We start from the raw sequence: 18,555 nt of genomic DNA, 5'->3' as shown, positions 1-18,555 counted from the left end.
GTCGTACTTACAGCCAGTATCAATAGGGTAACAGGAATAAAAAGCGAGCAATAATTTCGCCAGATTATTTGAACCCACCACGATAACAGTGTTTTCTGATTATTTATAAAAATATTAATTATTCTCAATAATTGATTATCATAACATTAAGCAGCCACATTTCTTTGTCCAAAAAAACAGACAGACCTTGAACACTCTCAACCAGTTGTTTTTACGACATAAACAATGTATGTATAGATATATTTCTTTTGTTTGTGCAAAGTACTCTACTTTACTCCTGCAAAATAAATGTCGTCGTTTACTACGCCACTGATCATACAGACGCCTGGTCTTACTTTGCGCTTTGCCAGCTAATGCAACACTATTCCAGTTATCGGGGAGAATATGTTGTGCGTGCTGTACTCTTTTCGGGGGAGTTGCTTTATGGATCAAATGTTTTATCAAACTCTGCTCAACTCAGTGACAGATGGTATCTATTTCGTAGATGCAGAACGTCGCATAACGTATTGGAATAAGGCAGCAGAACGGCTTAGCGGATACACCGCAGCAGAAATGGTTGGAAAAATTTGTTCAGAAAATCTTCTTCGGCATGAAGATGAAAGTGGCTGTGCCCTCTGCGAAAAGGGCTGCCCACTTGCTGCTACACTGTGTGACGGAAAAGAAAAGCACCATAGCGTATTCATGCGCCATAAGCTTGGACACAAAGTCCCAGTAACGGTTCAGGCATCACCTATGCTTGACTCCAACGGAAGAATCGTTGGTGCTGTTGAGGTCTTTGCGGAGAACAGTGAGTCACTCAATATTCGTCGAGAAATGGAACTGCTTCGCAAAGAGGTATTAACTGACAAGCTCACCGGCATCGGCAACCGCCGTTATGCTGAGATAACCATGCGAAACCTTGACCACGCAATGGAGCAAAATCTTGCCCCGTTTGGCGTTCTCTTCATTGATATTGATGATTTTAAAGCTGTAAACGACACGTTCGGGCACTACATAGGAGACCAAGTCATCCACATGGTTGCACAAACGTTGATGAGCTCGTTACGTTTCCTTGATGTCATATGCCGATGGGGCGGGGAAGAATTTGTTGTATTTGTGCCCAACACAACCATCGAAAATCTTACCGGAATGGCAGAACGATTACGCAAGATTGTTCAAAACGCATGGCTTATGCACAATGGTAAAAAAGTCAGCGTTACTGCATCGTTTGGCGGAGCCATTTCTCAGCATAATGAATACAGCATCGCAGTCCTTACGCGGGCAGACAAACAGCTGTATCACTGCAAAAACTCTGGACGGAATCGCACAGTCATTGACAATACAGAAGAAAAGAGACTGGTATGCCCCAACGCGTAATCGTCATTGGTGCTAGCGGGTTAATCGGATCACATGTTGTGCAGGCCTTACGTTCTAAACTCATTGTCATCGAAGCCTCAAGACATTCTACTCCTGCTATCGACATGACCGATCCTGCATCTATCTCTACGTTTTTCAAAAAGATCGGAGCATTCGACCATGTGGTCGTCACCGCTGGTGATGCTTCATTTGCTCCCCTAACTGAACTGAATGAAGACAAGCTCATGTACAGCGTCCGCAACAAAATGCTCGGACAGATACATATAGCTCTTGAAGCCCGTAACTACCTGCCACCGCATGGCTCTATCACACTGACCAGCGGTATTTTAGCCAAACACCCGATCGCAGGAACAGCTGGCGCCGCAATTGCCAGCGGAGCTATAAATTCCTTTGTATATGCAGCCGCCCTGGAACTAGATAAAGGCCAACGCATTAATGCTGTCAGCCCCGGATGGATTCAGGAAACAATGGAAAAATTTGGAATGCAGGCAGAACACACTGTATCTGTAAGAGATGTCGCTCAATCTTATCTGGATATTATTGAATGTGATATTACCGGACAAATTATTGATATTTAGTTCATCCAAAGATATCTGTTTCTAAAAATAGAACTATTACATCACAATAATTTTCAACAATACTTCCTTTCAATATTCATCACACTGTATTCAGAAGATACTGTAGAAAATAGTACATACGTAAAATATGCTGTGTACTTTCTTCTAATAAATGTAATGAATACTTCTTTCCGTTAAAAAGATCATTTTTTTACTACCCTAGAATACACAGCTAATAATTACCTCAGTGATCATGACGTGGAATACTCTTGTATGCGTATTGATATCGAGGAAATTAATCCATCTATACATTCTTTTTTGTCACAATGGGTTGCACAACTTTGTTTCATACATCGTGCAACTCTCTTTCTTATTATTTATTGTATTATCTCTAGCGCAGTTCCTGCACACAGTATCCCTATCTGTGCACCAAAAACTATTCTCATCATTCATTCTTTTTCTCCCACCGATACATGGACGATTAATACAAACAAAGCGATCATAGATACATTTAAGAAGCAATCACCCGCCACACGGCTTCGTTTTGAATTTATGGATAGTAAGAATTTTTCTGACCCAAGCTATCTAAGTTCATTGGCTCTTATGTATGCAAATAAATATGCCTTCACACTGCCAGACGGAATTATTGCGACAGACAACGATGCATTACGTTTTATGCAGACATACGGTGTTGACATTTTCCCGAATGTTCCTGTAGTCGCAAGCGGCATTAATAACGCTCAACTACCTTCAACAGATTCCAATATACGCTCGATCATTGCAGAAAAAGCTGATCATCTTGGAACAATCCGTCAAGCCATCCGGATGCGCCCCTACTTACGAACTGTGCATGTTATTGGGGACGAAAGCCCTACATGCCATTCCATGATTGAAGAAATCAGCAGTATTGCGTCAAAACTCCCGCAACAAGTCAGCCTTAAAGTAACTCCAGCTATGACCCTTGAAGAGCTTAAGGCCTTCGTAACATCCAGAAAATCTCACGAAATTATATACCTGCTTCCGCATTTCAAAACCACTGATGATAAATTTTACACACAGGGGTCTATAGAAAAAGAGCTCGCAAAAATTTCATCGGTTCCCATTCTCGTATCCTGGTCTTTTCAATTAGAGACAGGCGTGCTTGGGGGCAAAGTCCTTTCCGCTGACAGCCTGGGTAGACAGGCTGCCTTTTCTATTATCCGCCTGCTGGCAGGACAGCCGGTCATTCCTCTTCAACTCGATGCGAACGTGCATAAAAGTATTTATGACTACCAACGGCTGAAAAAATTCAACATCGCCCTCGACAGACTTCCTATCGAAGCCTCACTTATCAACAGGCCAGAATCTTTTTTCAGTAAGCACAACAAAGCTCTCATTCCTGCACTTGCAATCATTTTTATATTATCTCTCATACTCTTTCTCACCTACAATAACTTACAAAAACAAATCATTTTGCGCCAAAGCAAAGAACGCATAATCATTCTGGATAAAGAAGTGATAGAAACACAAAAAGTTATTGTTTCAACTCTGGGTGAGGTTATTGAGGCTCGATCAAAAGAGACAGGCGGGCACGTGCAACGGGTCGCGAAAATATCTCGTTTCATTGGCAACCATATAGGAATGAAAGAAAAAGACCTCGACTTGCTGGAAGCCGCATCTCCTATGCATGATGTTGGAAAAATAGGGATTCCCGAAGCTATTCTGCATAAACCCGGCAAGCTTACTGTAGAAGAATTTGAGATTATTAAAACACACACTTCCATCGGAAAAGATATTTTGGATGGTTCCAGCAAAGAATTGTTAAAAATCGCATGTGAGATTGCGCATCAGCATCATGAACGGTGGGACGGGAACGGATATCCGAATGGATTACGTGAAGACGGAATCAGCATTTTTGCACGGGTTACAATGCTGGCTGACGTGTATGACGCGCTCTGCTCAAAGCGCTGTTACAAAGAAGCATGGCCTCGGGATCGTGTTGTTTCCTACATAACTTCAGAACGTGCTAAAGCCTTTGATCCGCAGCTCGTAGACATCTTCACCAAATATGAGGACGAAATACGACAGATACGGGAACAATATCTGGATAAAAACGAATCGTCCCCTGCATAACAATAAAAAAAGGCTGAGAAACGACATTCGCGTTTCTCAGCCTTTTTTTATTTCACAATACCTATCTACTAAACACCACCCATGTGGAGTTAAGACCCTATAGACTGAATAATTTTTCGTAATTTCCCAGCCATAACAGACAACTCGCGAACACCGTCTGAGGCGGTCACAATGTCGTCTGCTGATTGTTCTGAGATTGTCCGGACGTCGTCTACAGAACGATTAATATGGTCACTGGTAGCTGCCTGTTCGTCGGCTGCTGTGGCAATGGCCTGCACCTGATCTGTTGAATCGGTCACAAGTTCCACAATACTACTCAGCACTTCACCTGAAGCGCCGGAAAGTTCTCTGGAACGAGCCACGGCAGTAGTCGCAGCCTCAACACTTTCCAGATTGCGCTGGGCGCCTGACTGAATAGCGTCAATGGCGTCACCCACCTCTTTTGTTGCCTGCATGGTTTTTTCTGCAAGCTTACGAACTTCATCCGCAACAACAGCAAAACCGCGCCCTGCATCACCTGCACGGGCAGCCTCAATAGCTGCGTTCAACGCAAGTAAGTTAGTCTGATCTGCAATATCAGTAATAACATTCATGACGGTGCCGATGCCTTCAGCCTGTTGCCCCAACGAGGCCATGTCTGTGTGCAACTGATGTGACAATCGAGCCACATCGTCAATTGCATCAATGGCTTCACCAACAACTTTTGACCCCTGCTCTGCTTTATCGCGGGCAGACGTTGCCTGTTCTGCAGCACTGGAGGCGCTCTGTGCAACTTCTGTCACGGCAACATTCATCTGTTCCATTGCTGTCGCTGTTTCCATTGCACGCTCAGTCTGACGAGAAACAGCAAGGCTTGTTTCTTCCATCTGCGCTGAAATTTCATGCGCCACACGTGCAACATCATCGGAAACATCTTCGGAATCGCGCACCGCAGAGGCAATCTGTTCATTCTTATTCAGTATTTCATCCTCGCGCTGACGCAAGGCTGTTAAATCCTGATAAATACAAAGCGCTCCCATTAACTCGCCATTCAAATCGAACAACGGAGACGCGTTAATATAAATCTTTCGCTGGCCACCCTTACGGCCTGTAAGGACAACTTCGCGTTTGGTTACAATATGCTTCTCAAGGCTATCTGCTAAAACCGTACGGCGGGACGCATCACCATAGAAGAAATACGCAACATTCTGTCCGTAGTAGTCTTCCGGCTTCCCGTCCTGCTCAAGAATAGTGAGAAGAGAATCGTTGGTATACGTCAACACTTCATCTGTATCGACAACAACAAAAGGGGTATCAATACCCGTAAGAACCCCCTGAGCAAAACCGAGGCGATGCTTCATGCTGGCAAACATAGCCTCAATTTCCTGCTCAACTGCAGCAATATCTACTGCCGGAGATGAAGGAAACGTAACCGTAAAATCGCCCCCGCAAACACGTTTGCTTTTTTCACAAATAACACTGGTAGCCGTGCGTAGAGTGCTTATTGTAATAAATACCAGCGGTAACACTAATAAGGTAAAGAGCCCGACAGTCACAAGCAACGCTGTATCGAGCGTTCCCAGAGAAATAGTCGCGCCATCAGAACCTGCATACAAAAAGCCATACCCAACCCCAAGTGACAAGAGCGCACTTGCGGCAATCAAGACCACTTGCATCTTTAGGGAAAATTTTCCCATTTTTCCACTCCTTACAATATCAACACACAACGGATGCACTGCATACATACTTCGAATGCAATATCCCCAACGTCCACACCCATTGTGTATCAAATTTAATCGTTGCGTAGCGGAAGAGGGCACTCAAAAACGATGCCCCTACGCAAGTGTCTTTTCGGTCAATTACCATAATTCAATATGTATTGCTGTAAATTATAAGAGGGCTAACCACCTCTTTTTCTAGTACACTACCCTATTTTCGCATAGTTGAGTTCTATAAAAAGAATGCGTGGTTCTTTTACACTAGTACTATGCTTTAATAAATAATGTTCTACATTCTATACCATTAGCACCAAAAACAATATCAGCACATATAAAAAAGCAATATTCGGGTGGAAAGCCGCTTATCTGTTCCGTAGGATACACTCCATCGGGACATGAAGCATACGAGGATACCCATGACCACACGACAAAATGAAATTCAGGATTACAAGCGAATAGAAACAGCTATCCGCTACATTGAACAGAATGCAATGAAACAGCCTTCGCTGGATACCATTGCTGCACATGTTCACTTGAGCAAACACCACTTCTCACGCCTTTTTAAGCAATGGGTCGGGGTCACTCCGATTCAGTTTCTTCATTTTCTCACAGTAGAATACACAAAAAAATGCCTCGCCGAAAAAGCTTCTATTCTCGACACTGCACACTCTGCCGGACTGTCCGGATCAGGGAGGCTTCATGATTTATTTATCAACTTTGAGGCCATGACTCCCGGTGATTTTAAGCAACAAGGAGCGAACCTGACCATAGAGTATGGTTTTGCTCCTTCTCCCTTTGGAGAATGCCTGTTAGCCACAACAGAACGAGGAGTATGCTATCTAGGCTTTGTTGACGAAGACAAGGATGAGTTGCTCCAGCAACTTAAAGCAGAATGGTGCAATGCGACCTTTGTTCAGAACACATCCACTATTCACCCAAAAATACAAAAAATTTTCTATCCTTCACCGGCATCAAATCGCCCTATTACTTTACTCGTGAAAGGAACAAATTTCCAAATTAACGTATGGCGCGCCCTTCTTGCTATTCCTTCAGGCAACCTTGTGAGCTATCAGGACATCGCGCAGCACATTGGTAAACCCAAGGCTTCCCGTGCTGTCGGCACTGCTATCGCAAAAAATTCCATAGGGTACCTAATCCCATGTCATCGGGTGATTACAAACACTGGAGCCCTCAAGAATTATCGTTGGGGCACAGCAAGGAAAAAAGCACTTATTGGATGGGAAGCCGGAAAGCGGGCATTAGAAATCGCAGAAAATTAATAAGTTAGAATCGCTAAAAATCCAAGAATGTAGAAACAGCGAAACACCCTCAGGTCAAAAGACATAAGCTTTTGCGTGATAAAGTCATAACAAGCTAGAAGTGCTCGTCAAATTCTGGAAAAAACAAAAAGACAAAGCCCTGCATATTTTCATATGCAGGGCTTTGTTGTCCCATCAAAAGAATGAAGGAAGTGGAAACGCCCTTCCACTTCCTTCCACAAGGATATGCGATCCAAATTAGTGGACGCATCAGCGAATTTCGACACAGCCCACACTGCGCCACACCAACCCTACCCAGAGCGGTTACAAAGATACCCTACATACCTTCGTCGCATCCTTATTGTGTCACCAACGTACGTTAAGTTGCAAAGCCCTAGCACGCTGATAAACGCCGCGAGCTGTTATTAACAAACTGCGGAAAAAATTTTCACACAAAACCTATGTCACTCCAAACAATCAACAATATCCCTATACTGTTACGCAACAAATTTCATCTTTATTATATCTAACGACTTTAACATTTACAAAAAACGCTAAAAAGAACTGATAAAGACTGAGTCTCCACATAAAAAATGAAATAACAATAAATTTTATTGTTACAACTGTTCATAAGATTAGAAATATTTTAAAAAAAATGTATGTATAATAATATATACATAAAAAAAGGGAAGTAACAAAAAAAATTCCTTTATAGCAGCAGTACTGCATAAAAGATATTCTTCACTCAGAGAATATATCAATAAAAAAAGCTACAAAAAAAAGCAGCAGCATGAAAAATCATGCTGCTGCTTATATACCCAAATAGCATTCGCTACTTAGACGCGTTTACACGCGCTTGTAAGGCGTGAACCTTACACTACCATTCGCTTTCGGATTATAGAGTTATGCTGAGCCGAAAGCTAATTGGTAATCTAACTTATAATACGTCTTCAACTGGAGTGTAATCGAAGCCAAATGCGTCACAAACAGCTTTGTATGTGAGTTTGCCTTCGTGAACGTTGAGACCAAGTTTGATTTCTTCGTTTTCCTGACAAGCTTTCTTCCAACCTTTGTTGGCGATTTCGAGAGCGTAAGGAAGAGTAGCGTTAGTAAGAGCCATGGTGGAAGTTGCAGGAACTGCACCAGGGATGTTAGCTACGCAGTAGTGAATTACGCCTTCTACTTCGTAAGTTGGGTTTTCGTGAGTTGTTGCTTTAGAAGTTTCGAAGCAACCACCCTGGTCGATAGCAACGTCAACGAGTGCTGCGCCTTTTTTCATGAGTTTGAGGTCTTCACGAGTAACAACAGCAGGAGCTTTTGCACCTGGGATAAGAACTGCGCCAACAACCATATCCATTTCTGGAAGAAGCTGCTGGATAGCGCCTTTAGAAGACATGAGGGTGGTGCAGTTAGCAGGCATTACGTCTGCGAGGTAACGAAGACGATCAAGGCTGATGTCCATGAGGTAAACCTGTGCGCCGAGGCCACAAGCCATTTTAGCAGCCTGAACACCAACAACGCCGCCGCCGATTACCATTACTTTAGCAGGAGCTACGCCTGGTACGCCACCGAGGAGTTTACCAAGGCCGCCGTTTGTTTTTTCGAGAGCAATAGAACCCTGCTGGATAGACATACGGCCAGCAACTTCAGACATTGGTGTAAGAAGTGGAAGGGAGCGGTCAGCTTTCTGAACAGTTTCGTATGCGATGCAAGTTGCGCCGGATGCCATGAGACCTTCGGTCTGTGGTTTGTCAGCAGCAAGGTGCAGGTAAGTAAAGAGGATCTGGCCTTTACGGAGCATACCGTATTCGGAAGGCTGTGGTTCTTTAACGTGCATTACCATTTCAGCTTTGTCGCAAATTGCCTGCGGTGTATCGATGATTGTAGCGCCTGCTGCTACGTATTCTGCATCAGAGAAACCGGAACCAACGCCAGCAGCTTTCTCTACGAGAACTTCGTGGCCACGGGATACCATAGTGGTAACGCCAGCTGGAGTCATACAAACGCGATTTTCTTTAACTTTAATTTCTTTAAGTACGCCTACGATCATTGTCTTATCTCCTAAGAATATGAATTATTTTAGTTATGCAGAAACAGATGCAAAAGATTTATCGAGTGCATCAATGATTTCATCAATTTCAGATTTACCAGCGATCAGTGCAGGGCTGAAGCAAAGAGTGTTGTTGAACTCTTTGAAAGAGCGGTTAGTACGGCCGATGATTACGCCTTCTTTACCACAATTTCCTGCGATACCAGCTGCAACAGCTTCATCAACAGGCTCTTTAGTAGCGCGATCTTTAACGAGCTCGAGACCCTGGAAGAGGCCTTTACCGCGAACGTCGCCGATAATGGAGTACTTGTCTTTGAGTTCAAAGAGACGATCCTGGAAGTAGTCACCCATGGTAACAACGTTTTCAAGAAGGTTCTCTTTAATGATGATGTCCATGTTCGCAAGAGCAGCTGCTGGACCTGCGGTACAACCACCGAAAGTGGAGATATCGCGGAAGTAGTGCATGCGATCGGATGGATCAGCTTTGAACTCATCAAAAACTTTTTCAGTAGTTACGGTACAGGAAATACCTGCGTAACCAGATGCAACACCTTTAGCCATGGTTACCATGTCTGGGGTGAAGTCAAAGTGCTGGTAACCGAACCATTTACCTGTACGGCCGAGACCACATACAACTTCATCAATGTGAAGAAGAACGCCGTGACGGTCACAGATTTCGCGGATAATCGGGAAGTACTCAGGTACAGGTACGATTACGCCGCCACCAGCGGTGATTGGCTCGAGGATTACGCCGCCAACGTTTTCAGGACCTTCATTCTGGATGAGAGTCTCGAGAGCGTGTGCACATTCGATGTCACAGCTACCGTATTCTTTGCCGAATGGGCAACGGTAACAGTTACAATGAGCAAGCTCTACAAAACCAGGAGCGAATGGACCGTACTGGTTTTTACGCTCGAACTGACCAGTGGAGGACAATGCACCAATGGTAGTACCGTGGTAGTCACGATCACGGAAAATGATTTTGTGTTTAGAGCCGTCACCTTTGAGGTGTGCGAGCTGACGTACGATTTTGTAAGCTTTTTCGTTAGCTTCAGAACCGGAGTTTGAGTAGTAAACACGACTCATGCCAGGCATTTTGTCGATGAGAGCTTCAGCAAACTGTGCACCAGGGATGGTACCAGCAGAGCCAGCGAAGTAACAAAGCTTTTTGAGCTGTTCGTAAACTGCTTTCGCAATTTCTTCACGGCCATAGCCTACGTTAACAGTCCAAACACCACCGGAAACAGCATCAAGAAACTCGTTGCCGTTTGCGTCTTTAATACGCATACCTTCACCAGAAACAATCATCATCGGGTTTGCGTCACCGTCAAATGGTTTGTGCTGGGTGAGGTGGTGCCAACAGTTAGCTTTATCTTGCTGTACAGCTTTTGTAATTTCTGAATTGCTCATTTTTTTACCCTTCTACTAAATCAAAGTATAATAATAAAATAAAATATAGTCAGCTTTTAGGAGGGGGAACCCCTTAGTCGCGACGGTGATAACGGCTCCGGCGCTGCTAAGGGGACCCCTATGCGCTAAAAAGTTTTCTTTAAGTGGTCGAGAAGCTGCTTCTCAGTACACTGGCGTGGGTTGTTGTCCATAAGACGTTTTGCAGCCATTGCACGAGTTGCGATACCTTCAAGATCAGATTCCTGCACACCGTAAGGAGCAAGACCAACTTTAATGTCGAGATCTTCGAGCATGTTGATGAATGCTTCAGCACAGCCTTCTGCGCGTTCCAGAACAGGACCACAAGTGTCTTCGCCGTTCAGGATGTCAGCAACGATTGCATATTTCTCAGGGTTAGCCATGTAGTTGAAGCTAATACCAACTGGAGCGAAACATGCCATCAGGAGGCCGTGAGGCAGTTTGTATTTTGCAGGAACAGAAGTACCTACTGCGTGGATAACACCGTTCTGAGTGTTACCGAAGCCGAGACCTGCGAGAGCTGAACCGTAAATCATTGCTTCACGAGCTTCGAGGTTAGAACCGTTGGTGTACGCTTTGCGAATGTTTGCAGCGATCATTTTCATAGCTGCAAGGTTCTGAGCATCGGTAAATGGAGTAGCACGGAGTCCAACAAATGATTCCATTGCGTGAACGAATGCGTCTACGCCGGTCATTGCGGTTACGTGAGCTGGAAGACCTGTAGTGATCGCTGGATCAAGGATAACAGCGTTAGCGTACAGGTAATCACTTACAACACCCATTTTCGCACCAGTTTCGTTGTTGGTCAGTACTGAAATGGAAGTCATTTCAGAGCCAGTGCCCGCAGTTGTAGGAATTGCGATCATTGGCATACATGGACCAGGAACAACGTTTACGCCGAAGTACTTGGAGATAGGACCTTCGTGAACTGCGAGAACAGAAGCTGCTTTTGCAGTATCAAGAGCACTACCGCCACCGAAGCCGATCATAACGTCAGCTTTGAATTCGGTTGCTGCGTTGGCGCAAGCCTGGATAGAGTCAGCATTTGGCTCAAGCTCTGCTTTTGGGAAGAGAACAAACTCAACGCCTGCAGCTTTGAGAGCTTCTTCTACCGGCGCGTGAAGGCCGAGAGATGCAAGACCTGGGTCAGTTACGATAATTGCACGTTTGCCGCCAAGGGCTTTAACTTCGTCGCCAGTCTGTGCAATTGAACCTACGCCGTGTACAGTCTTGCTTACTGAATGGAATGTGTGATGCATCACTTTCTATCCTTTTTATTTGTTTAATACCTTGAAATTAGGATTCTTCTATTTCTTGAAGAATGTAGGGAGATCTAAACCGCCCATCATCAGAGATGACTGAGTCTTAAGATCAAGGCCTTTGAATTCGCTCATTTTCATTTTGTAGAAAAACGCGCCGAGAAGAGTCCAGAGTACCAGTGCAATCCAAGATTCTGTACCGATGGAACCAGGGGAACCAGGAACGGTAAGAAGCAGAATACAGATTACGGAGCTCACAGAACCAATCGCCGCAAAAATAATCTTCTTAGAGGTTGTTTCTTCACTACGGAACGCTACAGCAACTTTGTATGCAGCAAGACAAGTGAAGAGGTAACCAATAACGGTACCAACCGCTGACATATCTACTACCCAGTTCAGTACCTCACGACCGAAGAACGGTGCGATAATGGTAAGCAGGGTTACAAATACAATCGACTTATGCGGAGTACCATACTTTGGATGAATGTCTCCGAACCATGCAGGAAGGATTCTTGCGCGACCGATGCTGAAGAGCAAACGGGAAGATGCGAGGAAGAAGCCGTTAATGCCGGTGAAGATAGCTGCTGAAACCGCCATTGCGAGAATCACACTACCTGCTTTACCTAATGAAAGGTGAGCAACGTAGCCAGTAGCCCAAGGTACATCCAAAGCTAAAAGTTCTTTATAAGGCATGAGGCCAGCTACAGAGAGAGTAACCATTGCGTAGAGGAAAACCCCACACAGAATCGCGGTTACCATCAGTTTTGTTGCCATCTCATGCGGAAAATCAAATTCTTCAGCAGCCTGTGGAATGGTATCAAAGCCAACGTAAAGCCAAGGTGCAATAGCTACGATCGCCATGATTGATGCCATAGGGCTGCGTTCAACAGCGTACAGTGGAAGCAAGTTAGTTAAAGAAGAAGATTCATGCATAACTGTTCCGGCGAAGAGCGCGAATACGCCGCCAACCAGAGCAATTGCGAGGAAAACCTGAATCTTACCAACAAGATCCGCACCACGGTAGTTGATCCAACCTGAGCCTACGAGGATAGCAATAAGCATTGCAAGTTCGCCGGCGTAAATGTCCCAACCTACTACTGTATACAAGTAACCAACTTCAAATACCCCTGGAAGGAGGAATCTAAAGAGCAGCGCTAGCGCTGACGCGTTAAGTGCAATAATACAAATATAACCGAGCGCTAATGCCCAACCACAAATAAATGCGGCTGTTGGTCCGAATCCGACATATGCAAATACAAATTCGCCACCAGCAACAGGGTACTTACCGATCATGTCGCCATAACTCATGGCAACAAAAACTAACATTGCTCCGCCTAATGCAAAACCAATGCAAGCTGCAAGTGGTCCCGCTGTTGGCAAAAATCTCAATGCCGGCAATACAAATGCGCCCCAACCTAAAATTGCGCCAAGCGCAAGCGCCCAAGCCTGACTAGGCTTAATCGACTTTTTTAACGTAGTCTGAGTCTCAGCCATAAATCTTATGCCCTCCAAAACCTTTTTCGGTAGCCTTCGCTACCGTAATCTCTTTTTTGGCGTAACCTAATACACCAAACCTATAGAGTAGTATGTAACCTGTCCCACGAAGTTCATTCTACTGCTTTGCAACACTTCTCTATGAGCAAACCTTGTGCCAATTGTCACATTTCTCGCAACCTCACGCATTATAAGGGTTTTTACTGAGCGCCTAATGAACGCAAACTAATAAGCAAGTCATTCTTGCATTGGTTTTAAAAAAAACTTAATGAGATGTGTAGATTTTCTGAAAATTCGATGCAAGAATGAATTATCACAAAACGAGGGGAACTATGCCAACTAATCGAACCACGACATCAAACCCGGCAAATGAGAATTTTTTCTCAACCATCCTTTGTAAAGGAAAAGAGTGGGTTATAGATAAATACACTAACAATCTTTGCACACTATTTCCTATTTTTTCACAAGCAGATGCACCCAAGTCATTTTTGCATCACATTCAGCAATATGCGCTGCCTGCAGATGCCTTACAATTGGCAAATATGGCTGAAGGTGCCACCGTTTTTGTAAAAATTCGCAGCATAAATTACTGTGTCACCTGGCACTGGATTGATCGATCCACCGAATATCGCTCCGTCACGGTCTACAGCATTAATGACAAGAGCTTCCAAAACGCAGCTCTCCATAAAGAAGAACTCGATGTTCTTTTTGAATCCATGCATGACGGTATTTGGGTAATTGACGGAAACGGCATCACGCAACGCGTTAACAAAGCGATGGAGCGAATTGCCGGTATTAAAGCCGAGGGGGTAATTGGCAAGCATGTTTCAGAAGCGGTTGAAATGGGCTACACAACTACATGTGTAACTCTGCGAGCTCTCGAAGCAGGCCACTCTGTAACAATGTTTGACGACTACAGCAACGGCGTGCGTTGCCTCAACACAAGTACACCAATTTTTGATGCAAATGGTGAAGCATGGCGAGCCATTGCATGTATCCGTGACATCAGTGAACTAAAGACTTTGCAGACCAAACTCAGTAAATATGAGTTGGAAGCACAGGTATATAAAGATAAATTAAAAACTCTGGAAAAAGGTCAAGCTGAAGGGGTATTGGGGAACAGCCCAGCCATGCTGCAACTCTCGCAGGACATCCAGCGAGCTGCACAGGTTGATGCTCCTGTATTACTGTTAGGGGAAACAGGTACAGGTAAAACACTCACAGCAGGCACAATCCATAAGCAGTGTGGACGCGGCGAAGGTGCTTTCATCTCAATCAACTGTGGTGCGATTCCAAGCGAACTGCTTGAGGCAGAACTTTTCGGATACGAAGCGGGAGCATTCTCCGGCGCATCTGATAAAGGCAAAGCGGGTTTGTTTGAACTTGCTGATGGCGGAACACTCTTCCTTGATGAGGTCGCAGAGCTTCCATTGCTTATGCAGGTAAAACTTCTGCATGTTCTCGACGGTGACGGCTACCGTAAAGTCGGTGGCACAACCCAGTTGAAACCAAATGTCCGCATCATCGCTGCAACAAACAAATCATTCGACCAGCTTCTGGCTTCCGGCACCTTCCGAGAAGACTTGTACTATCGTCTGCGTGTACTTATTGTTTCCATTCCACCATTACGCGAGCGGGCTGAAGACATTCCGTTGCTGGTACAGCACTTCCTGACCAGTGCAAACTTGAAGTACAACTTACGCAAAACGCTTTCGCCTGATCTGCTTTCAACGCTTTCTCAAAACAGATGGCCGGGCAACGTCCGAGAACTACGTGCAGCAGTGGACTATCTCGTTGCAATGAGTGATCAGGATTTAATTACTCCAGATTATCTGCCGCCTCATTTCCTTTCAGAAAACGAAGACGGCAGTGCCATCATGTCCAGTGCAGCCCATATCAACTTGAAAGATGAAGTGGAGACACTTGAACGCAAACTCATCAAGCAGGCACTGATTTCAGGTAGAAGCACATACAAGGCAGCAAAACTTCTCGGTACAAGTCAATCCACCATCGTACGCAAAGCGCAACGATACAGAATCGGGATTGTCGAAGTGAGCCACGACCTCTCTTAACATTATATATAGAGAACAAGTCTGGTTCTAATTCATTCTTATGCATCAAACCTCCGCACTATTGTGCGGAGGTTTTCTTTCGACTTTCATCTTTTTTTACTATACGCATTTATGTGTTATTTTGGGTAGATGAAGCAGTATTTTTATTTTGAAAGAATCAACTGTTGTTTGATCGATTTTTATTCACCGGAGACCACTCTATGTTCAATCTACGGTTCTTATTTCGCACTCTTATTTTTGCAGCACTCCTTACAACACTCTGTGGATGTTCCAGTCGACAGTACATTTCCGGTGAAAAAACATATGAAAGTAAAGATTGCATCCGCGTTTTAGATATCGAAGAAAGTGAAGCATGGAATATGGGAGTGAGCATCGCTCTTAATACATTCGATAACGTTAAATCAACACCGAGCACTCATCATATTCACGTCAAACACAATACGGCCGTTATGGGAAATGCTGCAGCCACCATTGAACCTATCGAACTACGCTCTAAAAAGAACAAAACGATTAGCGGCTTTGCCTACGAAGTTTACACTAAAAGCTACGGGGTAAACCAATCATTTGTGCCAAGTTATCTTGCAGACGAGTTTGCTAGAGAATTGCAGATATACACTGACGCAAAAAAAATACGAACTAACGTCATTTGCGGTTTTGAAAAAAGCTATGAAAAAGGCTCAACAGGACGGGGAACAGGAACCTGCTGGCTAGTGGATTCTCGCGGCTACCTTGTTACGTGTGAACATGTTGCAGGAAGCAAACGAACATTAGAAGTTGTGTTGCCAGATGGTGCAGTTCACACTGCGACCGTTGTTCTTACAGATAAGGCAAATGACATTGCCATTCTCAAAATTGATCCGCTGCCTGAAAAATATCGTCCAATCCCTGTTGCTCTCACCACTATTAGTAGTGTGGGCGAGCCTGTATACATCCTTGGTTTCCCAATGGGTGAGCAAGCTGGCAACTCACTTAAAATGTCAGACGGCATTATCAGCTCCATACTCGGCTTTAAAAACAACACAACAGAATACCAGACCAACGCCACTATTAACGGTGGTAACAGCGGTGGCCCCATCTTCAACAAAAACGGCGTGGCTATCGGAATTGTTAGCTCCAAATTAGTTGCGTTAGGGACAGAAGGCATGGGGTACGTAAAAAAGACAAACTGCCTCGCATTACTATTTGCGCAGATAGGAATCTCTCCTATGCCATCCATCAATGAGACCTTTTCGCCTGAAGAAATTCACACACAGTATAAAAACTCCGTATTCCTGATCAGACGTTACTAGTGTTTTACTGCATATCTTGTGCTGCTTACAATTAAACGCGTAACGCGTCTTTATTATATATAAATCATTTCAGTGGGATATGTATGGTTTTTCATTTTTTGACGAACCTCCCAAGATGGTTATATAGAGAGCTACATTACAGTAACAACAATTTGCACCATATATATTTCAGATAAAGAGTACCTAATGACACCAGTAACCGAACAAAAAACGGTTGAGGTCAAAATTGACCCACGCGACATTAACGACGCAAAAGCAATCCGCAAGGCCGCATTACTTAAGGCAGGATTTCCAGATGATCCGGAAATTCAGTCACATGTAATCCGCCGTTCTATTGATGCACGCTCACGCAGCCCGCACTTCGTATGCCAAGTGCTGTTAGGTGAAGCACCAAAAGAAGAAACCGGATCTGTTTTTTGTCCAGAAAAATTAACTGGAAAACGCGTTGCTATTGTTGGCGCTGGCCCTGCCGGTTACTTTGCAGCACTTACGCTTCTTGAAAAAGGGATTAAGCCAATCATCCTTGAACGCGGTAAAGATGTGACAGCACGACGTTATGACCTGAAAAAGGTTCAGTCTGACGGCGTTGTTGATCCGCATTCCAACTACTGCTTCGGTGAAGGTGGCGCTGGTACTTATTCTGACGGTAAGCTTTTCACTCGCGCAACAAAACGCGGCAACGTAAAGCGTATTCTGAATCTATTTATTGAAAACGGTGCTGATGCAGGCATTCGCCTTGATGCGCATCCACATCTCGGCTCCAACATGCTGCCGCGTATTGTCAGCAGCATGCGTGAATCCATCCTTGCAGCCGGTGGTGAAATTCACTTCGGCGCACACGTCACTGACCTGATCAAAGATAGCGACTCTGTTAAGGGTGTTGTTCTTGGTTCCGGCGAACGTGTTGATGCAGATGCCGTGATTTTGGCCACAGGACATTCTGCACGTGACATTTTCCATATGCTCGTTCGTAACAATGTACCTGTTGAAGCAAAACCATTTGCTCTTGGTGTTCGTATTGAACATCCGCAGCCACTCATTGACCAAATTTTCTACCACCAGTCACCGCGCCACGAAAATTTACCCGCAGCCAGCTACCGCATTACCGCGCAGGTAGAAGACCGCGGTGTATTCTCTTTCTGCATGTGTCCGGGTGGTTTTGTCGTACCGGCATCAACGGCTCCGGGTGAGCTTGTTCTTAACGGTATGAGCATGTCCAGCCGAAGTGCCCCTTTTGCAAACGCTGGCCTTGTTGTTGAAATTCGCCTTGATGATGTGGGCGGCGATCCTTCTGATCCGCTCGCAGCTCTTGCATTTCAGGCTGCTGTTGAAAAGACTATGTTTGAAGCTGGCGACGGCACATCTCAGAAAGCACCTGCGCAACGCGTGGGCGATTTCCTCGCCGGTAAAATTTCTGATTCCCTGCCTGATTCTTCTTATGTACCGGGACTGTATGCCGCACCGTTGAACGAGCTGTTACCGCATAACGTAGCGGACAGACTTGCCAAGGCACTGCCTGTGTTCGGAAGAAAATACAAAGGCTTCGACTCGAACGAAGCTCAGATGATGGCTGTTGAGTCCCGTACCAGTTCACCTGTACGTGTTCTACGCGACAGAATGACCTTGGAACACCCGTCTGTACATGGACTTTACCCATGTGGTGAAGGCGCAGGCTACGCAGGTGGCATCGTTTCCGCTGCCATTGACGGCGAACGTGTCGCAACATCCATTGCAACAGCATTTGGTGCATAAGCTTCGAACATCTTACCTCCTGACATCATAACTAATTTTAAGCCCCTATCTAAAACGATAGGGGCTTATTTTTATGCATTCTAAATTTTTTACGTTGACAGTGTTCAATAGAGGGATTACATCTTTCCTTACTGATTGAGCAATCAATCGAGATACGCGATGCGATTCCGCTTGCATCACTGCTCCACCACCACTTAGCAGGTATCGAACTCATAAAATTTCTTTATGAA

12 protein-coding genes are annotated in these 18,555 nt (G+C 44.7%); 7 read left to right on the top strand and 5 right to left on the bottom strand.

What is annotated here, in order from left to right; genetic code table 11:
• The first annotated feature begins 423 nt into the window (after nt 1-423).
• The 3 genes from ACZ5V1_RS16535 to ACZ5V1_RS16525 all read left to right on the top strand — a co-directional run bounded on the left by ACZ5V1_RS16535 (nt 424) and on the right by ACZ5V1_RS16525 (nt 4,025).
• Nucleotides 424-1,356 carry a GGDEF domain-containing protein gene (locus ACZ5V1_RS16535; RefSeq protein WP_464389775.1) on the top strand — a complete coding sequence of 311 codons (933 nt, stop codon included), beginning with the start codon at nt 424-426 and terminating at the stop codon, nt 1,354-1,356.
• The gene (locus tag ACZ5V1_RS16530; protein WP_464389774.1) at nt 1,341-1,934 is read left to right on the top strand and encodes a short chain dehydrogenase; all 594 of its coding nucleotides are present in this window, start codon (nt 1,341-1,343) and stop codon (nt 1,932-1,934) included. Before ACZ5V1_RS16535 ends, ACZ5V1_RS16530 begins: the two co-directional genes overlap by 16 nt.
• A gap of 252 nt (nt 1,935-2,186) precedes the next feature.
• Nucleotides 2,187-4,025, top strand: a complete 1,839-nt coding sequence (locus ACZ5V1_RS16525; RefSeq protein WP_464389773.1) for an HD domain-containing phosphohydrolase — start codon at nt 2,187-2,189, stop codon at nt 4,023-4,025.
• Between the two features lie 89 nt (nt 4,026-4,114).
• Here ACZ5V1_RS16525 and ACZ5V1_RS16520 read toward each other — a convergent pair whose 3' ends face one another.
• Complete coding sequence (locus ACZ5V1_RS16520; protein WP_464389772.1) at nt 4,115-5,701, bottom strand: methyl-accepting chemotaxis protein; 1,587 nt, start codon at nt 5,699-5,701, stop codon at nt 4,115-4,117.
• A 437-nt stretch (nt 5,702-6,138) separates the two neighbouring features.
• On the opposite strand from ACZ5V1_RS16520, the gene ACZ5V1_RS16515 reads away from it, so the two are divergent.
• Nucleotides 6,139-7,002, top strand: coding sequence for a bifunctional transcriptional activator/DNA repair enzyme AdaA (locus ACZ5V1_RS16515; RefSeq protein WP_464389771.1), 864 nt, complete (start codon nt 6,139-6,141; stop codon nt 7,000-7,002).
• A gap of 916 nt (nt 7,003-7,918) precedes the next feature.
• Here the strand turns inward: ACZ5V1_RS16515 and ald are convergent.
• The 4 genes from ald to ACZ5V1_RS16495 form a co-directional block, all read right to left on the bottom strand.
• Nucleotides 7,919-9,031, bottom strand: coding sequence for an alanine dehydrogenase (ald, locus tag ACZ5V1_RS16510; protein ID WP_464389770.1), 1,113 nt, complete (start codon nt 9,029-9,031; stop codon nt 7,919-7,921).
• 33 nt (nt 9,032-9,064) lie between these two features.
• The gene (locus tag ACZ5V1_RS16505) at nt 9,065-10,441 is read right to left on the bottom strand and encodes an aminotransferase family protein (RefSeq protein WP_464389769.1); all 1,377 of its coding nucleotides are present in this window, start codon (nt 10,439-10,441) and stop codon (nt 9,065-9,067) included.
• Between the two features lie 125 nt (nt 10,442-10,566).
• Complete coding sequence (gene sarD / locus ACZ5V1_RS16500) at nt 10,567-11,718, bottom strand: sulfoacetaldehyde reductase (RefSeq protein ID WP_464389768.1); 1,152 nt, start codon at nt 11,716-11,718, stop codon at nt 10,567-10,569.
• A gap of 48 nt (nt 11,719-11,766) precedes the next feature.
• Nucleotides 11,767-13,212, bottom strand: a complete 1,446-nt coding sequence (locus ACZ5V1_RS16495; protein ID WP_464389767.1) for an APC family permease — start codon at nt 13,210-13,212, stop codon at nt 11,767-11,769.
• Between the two features lie 332 nt (nt 13,213-13,544).
• On the opposite strand from ACZ5V1_RS16495, the gene ACZ5V1_RS16490 reads away from it, so the two are divergent.
• The 3 genes from ACZ5V1_RS16490 (at nt 13,545) to ACZ5V1_RS16480 (ending at nt 18,325) form a co-directional block, all read left to right on the top strand.
• Complete coding sequence (locus ACZ5V1_RS16490; RefSeq protein ID WP_464389766.1) at nt 13,545-15,284, top strand: sigma-54 interaction domain-containing protein; 1,740 nt, start codon at nt 13,545-13,547, stop codon at nt 15,282-15,284.
• A gap of 200 nt (nt 15,285-15,484) precedes the next feature.
• Nucleotides 15,485-16,573, top strand: a complete 1,089-nt coding sequence (locus tag ACZ5V1_RS16485) for a S1 family peptidase (protein WP_464389765.1) — start codon at nt 15,485-15,487, stop codon at nt 16,571-16,573.
• A 186-nt stretch (nt 16,574-16,759) separates the two neighbouring features.
• Complete coding sequence (locus tag ACZ5V1_RS16480) at nt 16,760-18,325, top strand: NAD(P)/FAD-dependent oxidoreductase (protein ID WP_464389764.1); 1,566 nt, start codon at nt 16,760-16,762, stop codon at nt 18,323-18,325.
• Nucleotides 18,326-18,555: the final 230 nt, after the last annotated feature.

The organism is Halodesulfovibrio oceani subsp. galateae (assembly GCF_055397225.1).
The sequence above is the reverse complement of the archived record's forward strand: the minus strand, read 5'-3'. Positions and strand labels throughout refer to the sequence as shown.

What these genes read in the sequence shown, in the direction of transcription:
- ACZ5V1_RS16535 (WP_464389775.1), top strand. Translation starts at nt 424, where the DNA reads ATGGATCAAATGTTTTATCAAACTCTGCTCAACTCAGTGACAGATGGT.
- ACZ5V1_RS16530 (WP_464389774.1), top strand. Translation starts at nt 1,341, where the DNA reads ATGCCCCAACGCGTAATCGTCATTGGTGCTAGCGGGTTAATCGGATCA.
- ACZ5V1_RS16525 (WP_464389773.1), top strand. Translation starts at nt 2,187, where the DNA reads ATGCGTATTGATATCGAGGAAATTAATCCATCTATACATTCTTTTTTG.
- ACZ5V1_RS16520 (WP_464389772.1), bottom strand. Translation starts at nt 5,701, where the DNA reads ATGGGAAAATTTTCCCTAAAGATGCAAGTGGTCTTGATTGCCGCAAGT.
- ACZ5V1_RS16515 (WP_464389771.1), top strand. Translation starts at nt 6,139, where the DNA reads ATGACCACACGACAAAATGAAATTCAGGATTACAAGCGAATAGAAACA.
- ald (WP_464389770.1), bottom strand. Translation starts at nt 9,031, where the DNA reads ATGATCGTAGGCGTACTTAAAGAAATTAAAGTTAAAGAAAATCGCGTT.
- ACZ5V1_RS16505 (WP_464389769.1), bottom strand. Translation starts at nt 10,441, where the DNA reads ATGAGCAATTCAGAAATTACAAAAGCTGTACAGCAAGATAAAGCTAAC.
- sarD (WP_464389768.1), bottom strand. Translation starts at nt 11,718, where the DNA reads ATGCATCACACATTCCATTCAGTAAGCAAGACTGTACACGGCGTAGGT.
- ACZ5V1_RS16495 (WP_464389767.1), bottom strand. Translation starts at nt 13,212, where the DNA reads ATGGCTGAGACTCAGACTACGTTAAAAAAGTCGATTAAGCCTAGTCAG.
- ACZ5V1_RS16490 (WP_464389766.1), top strand. Translation starts at nt 13,545, where the DNA reads ATGCCAACTAATCGAACCACGACATCAAACCCGGCAAATGAGAATTTT.
- ACZ5V1_RS16485 (WP_464389765.1), top strand. Translation starts at nt 15,485, where the DNA reads ATGTTCAATCTACGGTTCTTATTTCGCACTCTTATTTTTGCAGCACTC.
- ACZ5V1_RS16480 (WP_464389764.1), top strand. Translation starts at nt 16,760, where the DNA reads ATGACACCAGTAACCGAACAAAAAACGGTTGAGGTCAAAATTGACCCA.